We start from the raw sequence: 12,028 nt of genomic DNA on the forward strand, positions 1-12,028 counted from the left end.
TTAAGTGAATCCACTTCGTAGCCGGGCCCATGGAAACGATGTCACCGAATCCCGTCTGGGACGCAGAATCCTATCCCTCGACCGTCGAGACGTTCGCTGCGCTCGGCGACGAACTCACGATTCGCGTCTGGGGCGGCGATTGGTGTGGCGACTGTCGCAACCAGCTCCCTGACTTCGCCGCCGCGATGGCCGCCGCGGGCGTCCCCGAGGAGAACATCCACGAGTACCCGGTGGACAACGACAAAAACGGCGAACTCACCGAAGAGTACGGTATCGAGTACATCCCGACTATCGTCGTAGAGCGCGACGGCGAAGAAGTCGCCCGCTTCGTCGAACAGGAACCACAGCCAGCCGCCGTCTACCTCGCAGACCGCCTGCAGGAGACGCTTTAGTCCACCTGATAAAAGTCCGATTTCTCCCGCAGCCGCTCGATTTTCGTCGGCCCGTGGGATCGTACGATGACGACATCGTACAGTTGGTCTGCAGAGACCATGCTTCCGACGCTCGACAGACTTGAGACGAGCCGCCCGGCGTTCTCACTCCCGATGAACACCATCGACGCCTTCTCGTTTTTCGCGATACGGCGCAGGGAGAGCGCAATCGTTCCCGACGTGGCGAACCGCCCAACGGTCTCGTGTCGGAAATCCGCACTCGGCGCAATCTTGGTGACCTGTTTGTGAAGGTTAGAGACGATGGCCTCTACGTCGAACTCGTCGCCAGATTCGACCCACCCGTGGTCTTTGGCGTAGGAGAAATCATCCTGCGGAATGATGCTCACCGCGACCACGCGCTCGTTCAAATCGTTGCCAAACTCCGTTGCTCGAATCAGGGCGGCCGCTGCAAGCTTCGAGCCATCAAACGGGACGACAAACGTCATTACTGACACGTTGGGTCGAATCAACAAAACTCCATGGGAGAATTAGGCGTTCGGTTGAAGCTGTTCAGCCCACGACAGCGCCTCGTCTATGTCCGTCTGCGGCGGCGAACAGGTGAACGACCGACAGACGTAGACGGTCGGTTCGCCGTCCTGTTGGGTGCGCGCTGCCCAGATTGGTGGCACTTCTTCGACGCCCAATTCAGCCAGCCACGCCTCCAGTGCTGCGTCCGCGGCCGGCCGCTGGGAGAGAATGAGACTTGGGACGTACGTCCGAGCAAGGCGCTCGCGCCACGCTTCCGGGAGCGAATCAGCCACGACGGTCACTTCAAGGTCGCCCGTGGCAAGGCGGTCTGCGGCGAGTGCGAGCGTGCCGTACTGGAGCGGATTCGCCTGAATCTTCGCCGCGTGGGTTTCGACGACGCGCTCTGCCTTCTCGGCGAACTCTTCGTCCGGCGCGAAGTGGGCGAGCGACTGGAACAAGTCGAGGGCGACGCCCACGCTTGACGGCGTGGACTGGTCACCGAGTTCCTGTGGGCGGGTGACGAGCGCTTCGCCCGATTCAGGGGTGAAATAGAGTGTCCCGCGCTCGTCGTCCCAGAACTCGCGGTCGATGGCGCGAGCCAGCTTGAGGGCGAAGGCGAGGTGTGCTACGTCGCCCGTCGTCTGATAGAGGTCGAACGCGCCGCGTCCGAGGAAGGCGTAGTCCTCAAGGTAGCCGTCACCTTTCACGTCGCCGTCTTTGAATCGCCGCGAGAGCGTCTGGGTTTCCTCATCCCAGAGATGGCGGCGGACGAACGCGAGCGCGCGTTCTGCGGTGTCTGCGTACTCGTCTTCCAGAACGAGGCCTCCCTGCGCGAACGCGGAAATCATCATCCCGTTCCAACTGGCAAGCACCTTCTCGTCGCGGGCGGGGCGAACACGCTCGGTGCGCGCTTCGAACACCTGCTCGCGGGCGAGGTCGATTTGCTCCTCGACTTCCTCCTCGCTCAGGTCGTACTTTTCTGCGATGTCTTCGATGCTCTTTGCGAGGCCGAGAACGGTGGTTCCCTCGAAGTTGCCGCGTTTCGTAACGCCGAAGCGGTCGATGAAGATGTTCGCCGCCTGCTCGTCTGCGACGGCCTCGCGGATTTGCGCGCTCGTCCAGACGTAGAACTTGCCTTCCTCGCCCTCGCTTTGGGCGTCTAAGGTGCTGAAGAAGCCGCCTTCGTCGTGGGTGAGTTCGCGCGAAACGAACGCGAACGTCTCGCGCACCACATCGGCATAGCGTTCGTTTCCGGTCACCTGATAGCCCGAGAGCAAGGCGCGAGAAATCTCTGCGTTGTCATAGAGCATCTTCTCGAAGTGGGGAACTGTCCACGTCTGGTCGACGACGTACCGGTGGAAGCCGCCGCCCGCGTGGTCGTAGAGTCCACCCGAAATCATAGCATCCAAATTTTCGAGCGCGACTTCGCGGTACGCGTCGCGGCCGGTTCGGCCGTAGGCGCGAAAGAGCAGGTCGAGGCGCGTGGTCTGGGGGAACTTCGGGCCACTGGACCCGAAGCCGCCGTACTCGCGGTCGGCACTTCTGAGGGCGGCGTTCGCGGCTGAGTCGAGGAGGTCAGAACCGGGAGCCTCGCCGGGCTGGTCTGGCACGTCTTCGAGTTCGTCGGTGAGCGCCGCCGTCCACTGCGTCGCCCGGTTCTCGATTTCCTCGCGGTCGTGTTCCCACGAGTGGGCGATGTTGTCGAGCAAGTCGAGAAAGCCCGGCATCTGGCCGCGCGGCTCTTTCGGGAAGTACGTCCCGACGTAGAACGGTTTGCCCTGCGGAGTGAGCCAGACGGAGAGCGGCCACCCGCCGTGGGCGGTCACGAGCTGGCCGATGGTCTGGTAGATGCGGTCTAAGTCCGGGCGCTCCTCGCGGTCAACTTTGATGGGCACGAACTTTTCGTTCATGAGTTCGGCCACGGCCTCGTCCTCGAAGCTCTCTTCTTCCATGACGTGACACCAGTGGCACGCCGAGTAGCCAATCGAGAGGAAGATAGGCACGTCTCGCTCGCGGGCGGCGTCTAAGGCGTCGTCGTCCCACGGCTGCCAGTTCACGGGATTGTCCGCGTGCTGTCGGAGGTAGGGGCTTTCCTCTTCCGACAACCGGTTGGGTCCGGTGGGGTTGTCCATAGTTGACGTACTGACTCTGGACACGTAAAAGGTCGAAGTTAGGGTCGGTTCAGACGAGGTGATACTGCCCAATGCGTCGTCGCCGATTGAGGAGATACACTGCAGACAGGAGCATCGTCATCATTGGCAGGGCGGCCAGATAGTAGAGTGTGGTTGGTGACCAGCCGAACTCTTCTGCCATCACGCGTTTTTGGAACTGGAACGCGTAGAAAAATGGGATTGCAAGAAGTATTGGAAGCGGAATAGCCACCACGAGTGCAGACTGGACCATGTCTGGAATCGGGAGGAAGATGGCTCCAATCCAGAGCAGTAGGAAGACGTGGAGGGAGAGGGCTGTCGTCGCGTGGGCGACGATTATCCACTCTGAAAGCCGGGCTCGATTCATTGTATAATCAGTAGCAAAATGACAGTAAATACCTACGCGGTTTCAGTTTGGTGTTTCCCGCTTGCCTGCGCTTTCCCGCGATAATAGAGCCAGAACAGGACGGCGAGCGTTATCGGAAAGAAAACGATGGCGACGAGCGCCAACCCCGGAACGAGTAGAAACAGCACGAACCACTTCCACGAAATGAATGTGTCACGAGGCATACGACCCAGTTCAACCAATGGCCGTAACAAGATTGTGGCGAATGTTCTGAAACCTGATACAGTTATCTCAGTGAAGCGGTTTGAACACGTATGCACCGGAATGCACAACCAAACGTCAGTTGGCTTCTCACACACGCAAAATACATCGCCGCCATCATCTTCGTGGGCTATTTCGCCGCGCTCATCGTGGGAGAACTGTTCTCATTCATCCCACTGCTTCGCGGCTTCGGTTCCACGATCGCGGGCACGCTCCAGTATACGGGTATCGTCACGGCCGTCCTGTACGTCCTCGCGGTGAATCGAACCGGAAGATGATACACGTTCGTGGATAGTTCTCGTGTCCTGAAGAGCAACCTTTACACTCCTATGCGCAGGGTATTCGGATATGACCGAGACCATCCTGCTTGTCGGTGGCGGCGGCCGCGAGCACGCCATCGCCCGCGCCCTTGCGCCCGACGTGAACCTCTACGCCTGTGCGAGCAACCGCAACCCCGGCATCGCGCGACTCGCAGACGGGTTCGAGTCGCTCTCTGAGACCGACCCGGAGGCTATCGTCGCCTACGCCGAGGAGGTTGGCGCAACCATCGCCGTTGTCGGCCCCGAGGCTCCCCTCGCGGCAGGCGTCGCAGACGCACTCGACGAGGCGGGCATCTACGCCTTTGGCCCGCACGCAGAAGAAGCGCGCATCGAGACGGACAAGGCGTTCCAGCGCCGGTTCATGCGCGATGCGGGGATTCCTGGCTGTCCCGACTTCGAGACGTTCGACGACGACGAGGAAGCCTGCGCGTACATCGACGACTACGACGGCGACCTCGTGGTCAAGCCCGCGGGTCTCACCGGCGGCAAGGGCGTCGTCGTCATGGGCGACCAAGTCGACGCCGAGGGTGCAAAGCAGTACATCCGAGAAAACGACTACGACAGAATCGTCTTAGAGGAACGCCTCATCGGCGAGGAGTTCACAGTACAAGCGTTCGTCGCAAACGGCGAGTTCCGCGCCACACCCGCCGTCCAAGACCACAAGCGCGCCTACGAGGGCGACGAAGGACCGAACACCGGCGGCATGGGAAGCTACTCCGATGCGACATGGGCGCTCCCGTTCATGACCGAAGCCGACTACGACGCGGCGCTCGACATCCTCGACGCGACGGTGTCTGCCTTAGATGGGTACAAGGGCATCCTCTACGGCCAGTTCATGCTCACGACCGAAGGGCCGAAGGTCATCGAGTTCAACGCGCGCTTTGGCGACCCAGAGGCGATGAACACCCTGCCCGTCCTCGAAACCAAATTCTCTGAAATTCTTACCGCCGCCCGAGATGGCGATGAGCTGCCGGAACTCGCCTTCGCCGCACAGGCGACGGTGTGCAAATACGCGGTTCCAGACGGCTACCCCGAGAACCCGACGGCGGGAGCCAAAGTCGAAGTCGACGAAGAGAGCGCCGGAGACGCGCTGCTCTACTACGCGAGCGTCGACGAGCGCGACGACGGCATCTACACGACTACCTCGCGTTCGTTCGCCCTCGTCGGCGTCGCGGACACGATTGCCGAAGCCGAGAAAATCGCAGAGGACGCGCTTGCCGTCGCCGGTGAAGACGGCCTGCACATCCGCCACGACATCGGGAAGGCAGACCTCGTCCAGCGCCGCATCGACCACATGCAGGAACTGCGCGGCCAGTAGGCCGGACACACCCCCACTCACTCATTTCTGCGGATGAGCGCGTCTGCGGCGAGTATCGAGAGTTCTGAAAAGAGCACCAGCGCCACTGCGGCAATCCAGAGGTCGTCTACCGTCCCCACGTCGAGGCCGACGATTTCCGGCCCCGAAAGGGTAACGCTGACGCCATCCAGCGCGACGGAGCCGTCGAATTTCCGGCGGAGGCCGTCGGCACGGAGTGACACCACCCGAGAGTCGATAGAGAAAATACGCGTGCGACGGCGAAAAGCATTGAGGAGCTGAACAGTTCACCGTCAGCGAAAACGCACGGGGCTTTTGGTCGTCCCCGCCCTTCTGCGTGGTAGTGACCGATTCAGCGGACTCTCTCGACGCCCTCGATATAGACGAGTTCTATGACGTACTCGAAGACCGGGGCCGCCCGGTCGTCACCGCGAGCGAAGTTGCCAGATGGCTCGATATCACGCAAGCGCAGGCGAGCGACGCCCTCGCCACGCTTACTGGAGACGGGCGCGTCGAATCGCTCGACGTCGAAACCGACCCCATCGTCTGGTATCCCCGTGATTGGAAGGAGACGACCAACCGCGAGCGCGTCGTCCTGTTCCCGAAACGCCGCGAAGTCGTCGTTGACCACCCCTCGCAGTTCACCCGCGCTCAGCTCACGCAGTTCTCCCACCTCGTCGAAACCAATCGGACGGGCGGCTACGTCTACAAACTCCGCGAGGAGGACATCTGGCAGGCCCCCTACGACAGCTTAGACGACCTGCTTCGAACCATGCGCCAGGCGTTCGGCGAGCGCTCGCCGCACTTAGAGGAGTGGGTCGAAAGCCAGTGGGAGCGTGCCCGGAAGTTCCGGCTGTACACCCACGCAGACGGCTACGTCGTCCTCGAAGCAGGCAGTGCAGACTTACTCGGCAACGTCGCCCTCCCGAAGCTCACGAACGGCGAGATTCGCGCTCGCATCTCAGACGAGGAGGCGTGGGTCGCGAGCGATTCGACGGCTTCGGTCAAACGCACGCTCTACGAGGCGGGCTATCCGGTGCAGGACGAACGCACCTTAGAGGAGGGAGACGCGCTTCCCCACGACCTCCACTTGCAGTTGCGCGACTACCAGAAAACGTGGGTCACGCGCTTTCTGGAAGCTAAATCCGGCGTGCTCGTCGGGCCGCCGGGAAGCGGGAAGACCATCGCCGCGCTCGGCGTGATGGCCGCCGTGGAAGGTGAGACGCTGATTCTCGTGCCGGGGCGCGAACTCGCCGCCCAGTGGCGCGACGAAATCCTGCTCCACACCACGCTCGAACCCGACCAAGTCGGCGAGTATCACGGCGGGAAAAAAGAAATTCGGCCCGTCACTATCGCCACCTACCAGACGGCGGGGATGGACCGCCACCGCATGCTGTTCGACGAGCGTCGCTGGGGGCTCATCGTCTACGACGAAGTCCACCACATCCCGAGTCCAATCCACCGCCGGAGTGCAGATTTGCAAACTCGCCACCGACTCGGTCTCTCTGCGACGCCCATCCGCGAAGACGACAAGCAACAGGAGATTTTCACGCTCATCGGGCCGCCAATCGGCACCGACTGGGGAGCGTTGTTCGAGGCGGGCTACGTCGCAGAGCCGGAGGTGGAGATTCGCTACGTGCCGTTCGTGGACGAACTCGGTGTGAACGAGTACGGCAGCGCGGAGGGGCACGAAAAGCGCATGGTTGCCGCCTCGAATCCCGCGAAAGTCGCGGAGGTGCGGGCGATTCTTGGCGAGCATCCCGGCGAAAAGGCACTCATCTTCGTCGAATACTTAGAACAGGGCCGCCAGTTGAGCGAGGAACTCAACATCCCGTTCGTGAGCGGCGAGACCCCGCACGCAGAGCGCAGACGGCTGTTCTCGCAGTTCAACACCGGCCCGCGCGACGCGCTCATCGTCTCGCGGATTGGCGACGAGGGCATCGACCTGCCGGAGGCGTCGGTGGCCATCGCCGCCTCCGGCCTCGGTGGGTCTCGCAGGCAGGGTGCCCAGCGCGCCGGACGCACCATGCGCCCGATGGGCAACTCCCGGATGTACGTGCTCGCGACGCGGGGCACCGCAGAGGAGGATTTCGCCCGCCAGCGCATGCGCCATCTTGCAGCAAAAGGCGTCCGCATCGTCGAAGCTGAGTCGAGCGCGTGGGGGTAAGTTCAAATTCACCACGGCCGAACTGTTCTGCGTGACTGACGACCCGCCGCCTTCGCGCCACGACCGCATCACGCGCCACCCGACTCCGGGCACGCAGAACTCGCTTCGTCACTGGACGAGCGCCCGCAACCCGCTTCGCGTGTCGCTCAACTACGCCGTCATCGTCCTCGCGCGCATCTCGCCGAGCCTCCGGCTCAAAAACTGGCTCTTGGGCGCGATTGGTGTCACCATCGGGACTGGTGTTTCATGGGGCTTAGAATCGACGCCGGACGTGTTTTGGCCCGACCTGATTACGGTCGATGACCACGCCATCATCGGCTACAACGCCACGATTCTCTGCCACGAGTTTCTTCAACACGAGTACCGCACGGGCGAGGTACACATCGGCAAACGCGCGATGATTGGCGCGGGCGCAATCGTCCTCCCGGGCGTAACCATCGGCGACGGCGCGCAGGTGGCGGCGAACTCACTCGTGACGCGCGACGTGCCTGCCGGGGCGACGGTCGCAGGTGTCCCGGCAACAGAAATGTCCGCAGACGACAGTTAGGTTCGAATCCGAACGATGCCCGAGTCGAAGACGTGGGCGTTTGGTATGATGTACTCTTCTCCGTCGCTTTCGATGTGCGTGACGAACACGTCCACCTCTTGGACGATGCCGCGTCGGTCGCCAATCGCAATCTCGTCGCCAATGCCGTAGGGCTGGTTGAGCAGGAGATAGATGCCCGCCGCACTCGACGTGAGCAGGTCGCGGAAGGCAAGCCCGCCGAGGAACACGACGCCGAACACGTACACGCCGAGCAAGATGAGCAGCGCGCCCGTCGCAACGCCAATCTGGCCGAGCGCAATGAGCACGGCGATGTAGATGATGCTGTAGCGGACGATCTTCGGGATGATGTTCACTTCGGGGAGTTTGATGCTCCGAAGGCGCTCGCTCACGACGAGTTCTGCCTTATCAGAGATGATGAGTCCGAGAATGATGGCGAGCGCAGCGATGAACAGCCGCGGCATGAACGCCGTGAGCTGCCCGAAGAAGAACTCCGTGCTCAGCCCCGCAATGCGAAGGGCGAGCAACGCGGCAAGCAGAGCGATAAACAGCCCAGTGAGTTGGGCGAGGAGCGATACCGTTGAGGTTCCGATGCCACGCGCGGTTCGCTCAAAGGGCGTCCCCTCGACTGCTTGGGGCACACCAGAGGAGATAAGCAGTCGCCGCAAGGCGCGGCTCACCACGTAGCCGAGCAAGAGCCCGCCAATCAAGACAAACAGCGCGACGAAGAATCGAAACTCCTGGGTGAGCAACTGTTCGAGTTGGGAGATTATCTCCACCATGGCTCAGTACTCCTCGGGGTCGAGTTCCAGGATGAGTTCGCCGCCTTTGAATGCCCGAACCAGCCCGTCGCTCTCGCTCAACACGATACAGATGGCGTTCGTGTCGCGGGTGGTCGCCGCCGCCGCCATGTGGCGCGCCCCAAGCCCTTTGGGGATGTCCACACCCTCAGCAGAGGGTTCGAGGTAGCGGTAGGCAGAGACGATTTTTCCCGCATCGGAGATGACGAACGCGCCGTCGAGACGGGAGAACTCCTTGAGCATGACGTTCACGATGGGGTCGCCGACGTGGACGTGCGATTTCTCGAACGGGTTGTACGAAAGCGGCCGGGACTTGTTCATCACCTTGCCCGCGTCGCCAACGACGAACAGCGCGCCCACTGGCTTGCCCTTCTGTCCTTTCTTCCCGAGTTCGATGGCGACTTCGAGCACGTCGCGGATGACCGCTGGCTCTGCCCGCGAGTTCATAAAGAGGTCGTAGATGCCCGTGTGGGTGAACTCGCTCGCGCGAACCCGCGTGAGCGAGTCGATGTCCTCGTCGAACATCTTCGTCGCACAGAGCAGGTCGTCGCCGTCGTCGATGAGGTCGTTCTCGATGGCACCCTCGATGCCGTAGCGGATGCGCGCGGCAACGTCGTCGAACTCAAGCGGAAGTTCCACAAATTCGGCCGCAGAGACCGTGTTTTCGGGGGAGATAACCACGACTGAAACGTCATCAACCTCTGCGAAACGCCCGTAGTACGACGCGCTTGGGGAGAACAACAAGATTGCATCGACATCGGACACAATCGGCCCAAGGAGGTCGTGGATTTCACTCATTAGTTCTATCCACTCGTGAAGCCGACAAAAAGGTTTGTGGCGCCCGGATGCGGTTTCGTGGCACGACCTGCATTACAGTTAGCACTCTCTCCCGTGAAACGAACGCACCGCCCACTCAAACCGGAGACGGCCACGCCCACTTCGTGTCAGCACTCACACCCAACGCCCGTGATTTTGCGTGTGACCGAACACTTAACCCCACCAAGACCCATTACTGGGCAATGCGAACACCCCGCACAGCAACGCCCTGGTGGGGACTGCGAGTCGCGCTCGTGGTTCTCATCCCTATCGCAGCCCTCGTCTGGTATTTTGCCGGGCTGCAACCCCTGTTCTGGTGGGTCCTCGTCCCCTTTTTCCTCGGCGTCGCGGGCATCCGCATCGGGACTGCACTCCAACGTGACCGAGACGCTCGCGCCGTAGACGGCACCGGCAAAGAGCAACTCCGATTCTCGAAAACGAATCAGGCAGAACCTATTGCGGAGGTCGAGACGGAGCGGCTTGCGGATGGTGGGCGACCGAAGGAGTAGGGTGGTTTTCTAGCGGTAGACAATTGTTGGTTTTCCCATCTCAATTACAACTTTCGTGCGGAGAAGCAGAGCATCTAACCAGTTCACGGATTCGAAAAGTTGTTGACACAACATTTATTGAATAGTCAAAATATCCTCAGGTATGTCAGCTATTTTGAGTCGGAGGGATTTCATTTCAAATGGAGTCGGTTGCGCTACTGGAGCAGCGGTTCTCTCTGGAAGTGCTTCTGCTGCGGACGATACCGCGATTCTCTCCGCCACGGTTGTTGCCCACAACGGAAATCCAGTTGCGAATAGAAAGATTGCGGTGAGTGGCCAAGGTGGTCTTGATTACCACGAAACAGATTCAGATGGTATTTTAGAAGCTGAGGTGGCCTCAAACCAGCGGTATAAACTGGGCCTCTACAAGTCAGGGAGTGGACAACTTCACGCGCCCGAACTGAATGGTGTGCCACATATTGAAGGGCTCGGATACCATTCAGTTGGGTCAGGCCGTACAGATATTGGGACATTAAAAGTGCCTGAGGCGTATCTAGTCGACGTTCGAGTTCTCGATAGCGATGGGAATCCAGTAGCAAATGCAGAACCCGACTTCCGCGATGACAGTGGCTTTGGCGGATCTGCATATCTCCTTAGCACAAATAAAGAAGGATATCTGGTGATTAGGAACGCTGATTTTACAGGAATTGAGGCAACTGGAATCGTGGAATTTACGGTGACAATTCCCGGCGACACTGATGGAGAAGCCAATAAACAGTATTCAGATTCTTTCAACATTACAGAACCATCAACAATACGTGTAAAGGAAGGTGAGGGAATGACCATCCATTCAGGAACTAATAATGAAAACAGTGCTAAGACCACACCCACACCAACCTCATCTCCGACGTCTACGGAAACAACCATAGCAGAAAAAACTTCAACAAAGACAGCAGCCCCAAATTCGGCTCCAGCGCCAACAACACAATCAGCGTCAACAACTAGTGCTGGTACGGAAACGACAGTGGAGAAAGCAGTTTCTTCCACGACAACCGAAACTTCACATCAACGTGGGTTTTTCAAGAACGGTGAAAACGTCGAAGATGCAGCCTTTCTCACAGATCCGTTGTTCATGACAGTCGGTGGGTTTGCCCTCTCCGTGGTGGGGATTGTCTATCAGCTGATTAGGGGGAAGTAAGATGGCACGAGGAAAGCCAGTACTTTGGAGTGCTTTACTGGGCCTCCCGTTTATTATCGCCGGAGCATGGTTCTACTTATTACAGAGTGACTACCCGCCTACTGTTGGTATGCCGTTTGGCGTTTTTGGTCTCATTATCTTAGCGATAGGATTGTACATCCACTATGTTGCAACCCCAGAGAAACCACGGTTACAAGATGGGGAACAAATAATCACGCGACGACATCCCACACAGCGGGTGGCACTTGTGAAGATTGCAATCGGGATGCCGCTGTTAATCACAACAGTCTATCTCCTCTACTTTACAAATATCCCTTACGTATACCCCACGATAACGTTCGTTCTTGGCCTGTTTACATTCTCAACCGGCCTACATACCTATTGGACGAATACACTAACGAACTACTACGTAACCAACAATCGCGTTATCCATGAGTATCGATTCATATCGCTTGCGCGTCATGAAATCCCATTGTCGAAAATTAGAGGTGTCCAAGAACGCAAATCTGTCACTGAATCGCTGGTCGGTCTTGGTAACGTTCGTGTTGCAAGTGGTGGGGGGAGTTCGCTTGAAATCCGAATGCGGAATATGCATGACTCAGAGTCGTTTGCCGATGAGATTCGAAACGTGATGTCATGAGTCAGTGAGTTTGGCGAGCGGTAACACTGTCGCGGATGTTGTTCTGCGAGAAGTGCGTGGGACCCGATTTGAACCGGAGCAAGA

General features: G+C 59.5%; 15 protein-coding genes. 8 read left to right on the plus strand and 7 right to left on the minus strand.

The features are described from left to right. Nucleotides 1-29: 29 nt before the first annotated feature. Nucleotides 30-392, plus strand: a complete 363-nt coding sequence (locus tag V5N12_RS12085; protein WP_332899420.1) for a thioredoxin family protein — start codon at nucleotides 30-32, stop codon at nucleotides 390-392. Here the strand turns inward: V5N12_RS12085 and V5N12_RS12090 are convergent. From V5N12_RS12090 to V5N12_RS12105, 4 genes are read right to left on the minus strand one after another with little or no spacing between them, the layout of a single operon-like run. Further along, nucleotides 389-877 (minus strand): universal stress protein, encoded by a 489-nt coding sequence (locus V5N12_RS12090; protein ID WP_332899421.1) that lies wholly within the window; start codon nucleotides 875-877, stop codon nucleotides 389-391. The two genes, V5N12_RS12085 and V5N12_RS12090, sit on opposite strands and share 4 nt — an antisense overlap. Nucleotides 878-919: 42 nt before the next feature. Beyond that, nucleotides 920-3,031: a thioredoxin domain-containing protein gene (locus tag V5N12_RS12095; protein ID WP_332899422.1), complete on the minus strand. Its 2,112-nt coding sequence runs from the start codon at nucleotides 3,029-3,031 to the stop codon at nucleotides 920-922. 49 nt (nucleotides 3,032-3,080) lie between these two features. Beyond that, entirely contained in the window at nucleotides 3,081-3,416 is a 336-nt protein-coding gene (locus tag V5N12_RS12100; RefSeq protein WP_332899423.1) for a hypothetical protein, read from the minus strand. A gap of 32 nt (nucleotides 3,417-3,448) precedes the next feature. Then, a complete protein-coding gene (locus V5N12_RS12105; RefSeq protein ID WP_332899424.1) occupies nucleotides 3,449-3,619 on the minus strand; it encodes a hypothetical protein in 171 nt (56 codons plus the stop codon). 90 nt (nucleotides 3,620-3,709) lie between these two features. Between V5N12_RS12105 and V5N12_RS12110 the strand changes: the two genes are divergently transcribed. Together V5N12_RS12110 and purD are read left to right on the plus strand one after the other, a co-directional pair. Next, nucleotides 3,710-3,934, plus strand: a complete 225-nt coding sequence (locus tag V5N12_RS12110; protein WP_332899425.1) for a hypothetical protein — start codon at nucleotides 3,710-3,712, stop codon at nucleotides 3,932-3,934. A gap of 70 nt (nucleotides 3,935-4,004) precedes the next feature. Further along, a complete protein-coding gene (gene purD / locus V5N12_RS12115) occupies nucleotides 4,005-5,294 on the plus strand; it encodes a phosphoribosylamine--glycine ligase (protein ID WP_332899426.1) in 1,290 nt (429 codons plus the stop codon). A 17-nt stretch (nucleotides 5,295-5,311) separates the two neighbouring features. On the opposite strand, the gene V5N12_RS12120 is transcribed toward purD, so the two are convergent. Continuing rightward, nucleotides 5,312-5,515: a hypothetical protein gene (locus V5N12_RS12120; RefSeq protein WP_332899427.1), complete on the minus strand. Its 204-nt coding sequence runs from the start codon at nucleotides 5,513-5,515 to the stop codon at nucleotides 5,312-5,314. 119 nt (nucleotides 5,516-5,634) lie between these two features. Here V5N12_RS12120 and V5N12_RS12125 point away from each other — a divergent pair, with 119 nt between their 5' ends. Together V5N12_RS12125 and V5N12_RS12130 are read left to right on the plus strand one after the other, a co-directional pair. Further along, nucleotides 5,635-7,458: a DEAD/DEAH box helicase gene (locus V5N12_RS12125; RefSeq protein WP_332899428.1), complete on the plus strand. Its 1,824-nt coding sequence runs from the start codon at nucleotides 5,635-5,637 to the stop codon at nucleotides 7,456-7,458. 31 nt (nucleotides 7,459-7,489) lie between these two features. Next, a complete protein-coding gene (locus V5N12_RS12130; RefSeq protein WP_332899429.1) occupies nucleotides 7,490-8,005 on the plus strand; it encodes an acyltransferase in 516 nt (171 codons plus the stop codon). Here the strand turns inward: V5N12_RS12130 and V5N12_RS12135 are convergent. Both V5N12_RS12135 and dacZ read right to left on the minus strand, forming a co-directional pair. Continuing rightward, nucleotides 8,002-8,784, minus strand: coding sequence for a mechanosensitive ion channel domain-containing protein (locus tag V5N12_RS12135; RefSeq protein ID WP_332899430.1), 783 nt, complete (start codon nucleotides 8,782-8,784; stop codon nucleotides 8,002-8,004). The two genes, V5N12_RS12130 and V5N12_RS12135, sit on opposite strands and share 4 nt — an antisense overlap. 3 nt (nucleotides 8,785-8,787) lie before the next feature. Continuing rightward, nucleotides 8,788-9,600 carry a diadenylate cyclase DacZ gene (dacZ, locus tag V5N12_RS12140; protein ID WP_332899431.1) on the minus strand — a complete coding sequence of 271 codons (813 nt, stop codon included), beginning with the start codon at nucleotides 9,598-9,600 and terminating at the stop codon, nucleotides 8,788-8,790. A gap of 221 nt (nucleotides 9,601-9,821) precedes the next feature. Here dacZ and V5N12_RS12145 point away from each other — a divergent pair, with 221 nt between their 5' ends. The 3 genes from V5N12_RS12145 (at nucleotide 9,822) to V5N12_RS12155 (ending at nucleotide 11,944) form a co-directional block, all read left to right on the plus strand. Continuing rightward, entirely contained in the window at nucleotides 9,822-10,127 is a 306-nt protein-coding gene (locus V5N12_RS12145) for a hypothetical protein (protein WP_332899432.1), read from the plus strand. A gap of 142 nt (nucleotides 10,128-10,269) precedes the next feature. After that, the gene (locus V5N12_RS12150) at nucleotides 10,270-11,304 is read left to right on the plus strand and encodes a hypothetical protein (RefSeq protein ID WP_332899433.1); all 1,035 of its coding nucleotides are present in this window, start codon (nucleotides 10,270-10,272) and stop codon (nucleotides 11,302-11,304) included. Nucleotides 11,305-11,569: 265 nt separating this feature from the next. After that, complete coding sequence (locus V5N12_RS12155; protein ID WP_332900100.1) at nucleotides 11,570-11,944, plus strand: PH domain-containing protein; 375 nt, start codon at nucleotides 11,570-11,572, stop codon at nucleotides 11,942-11,944. Nucleotides 11,945-12,028: the final 84 nt, after the last annotated feature.

The sequence above is a fragment of the Haladaptatus sp. CMSO5 genome (genome assembly GCF_036689885.1).
Classification (GTDB): domain Archaea; phylum Halobacteriota; class Halobacteria; order Halobacteriales; family Halococcaceae; genus QDMS2.

Excerpts from the sequence above, each read along its gene's own strand:
- V5N12_RS12085 (WP_332899420.1), top strand. The coding sequence starts at position 30 with ATGGAAACGATGTCACCGAATCCCGTCTGGGACGCAGAATCCTATCCC.
- V5N12_RS12090 (WP_332899421.1), bottom strand. The coding sequence starts at position 877 with ATGACGTTTGTCGTCCCGTTTGATGGCTCGAAGCTTGCAGCGGCCGCC.
- V5N12_RS12095 (WP_332899422.1), bottom strand. The coding sequence starts at position 3,031 with ATGGACAACCCCACCGGACCCAACCGGTTGTCGGAAGAGGAAAGCCCC.
- V5N12_RS12100 (WP_332899423.1), bottom strand. The coding sequence starts at position 3,416 with ATGAATCGAGCCCGGCTTTCAGAGTGGATAATCGTCGCCCACGCGACG.
- V5N12_RS12105 (WP_332899424.1), bottom strand. The coding sequence starts at position 3,619 with ATGCCTCGTGACACATTCATTTCGTGGAAGTGGTTCGTGCTGTTTCTA.
- V5N12_RS12110 (WP_332899425.1), top strand. The coding sequence starts at position 3,710 with ATGCACCGGAATGCACAACCAAACGTCAGTTGGCTTCTCACACACGCA.
- purD (WP_332899426.1), top strand. The coding sequence starts at position 4,005 with ATGACCGAGACCATCCTGCTTGTCGGTGGCGGCGGCCGCGAGCACGCC.
- V5N12_RS12135 (WP_332899430.1), bottom strand. The coding sequence starts at position 8,784 with ATGGTGGAGATAATCTCCCAACTCGAACAGTTGCTCACCCAGGAGTTT.
- dacZ (WP_332899431.1), bottom strand. The coding sequence starts at position 9,600 with ATGAGTGAAATCCACGACCTCCTTGGGCCGATTGTGTCCGATGTCGAT.
- V5N12_RS12145 (WP_332899432.1), top strand. The coding sequence starts at position 9,822 with ATGCGAACACCCCGCACAGCAACGCCCTGGTGGGGACTGCGAGTCGCG.
- V5N12_RS12150 (WP_332899433.1), top strand. The coding sequence starts at position 10,270 with ATGTCAGCTATTTTGAGTCGGAGGGATTTCATTTCAAATGGAGTCGGT.
- V5N12_RS12155 (WP_332900100.1), top strand. The coding sequence starts at position 11,570 with ATGCCGCTGTTAATCACAACAGTCTATCTCCTCTACTTTACAAATATC.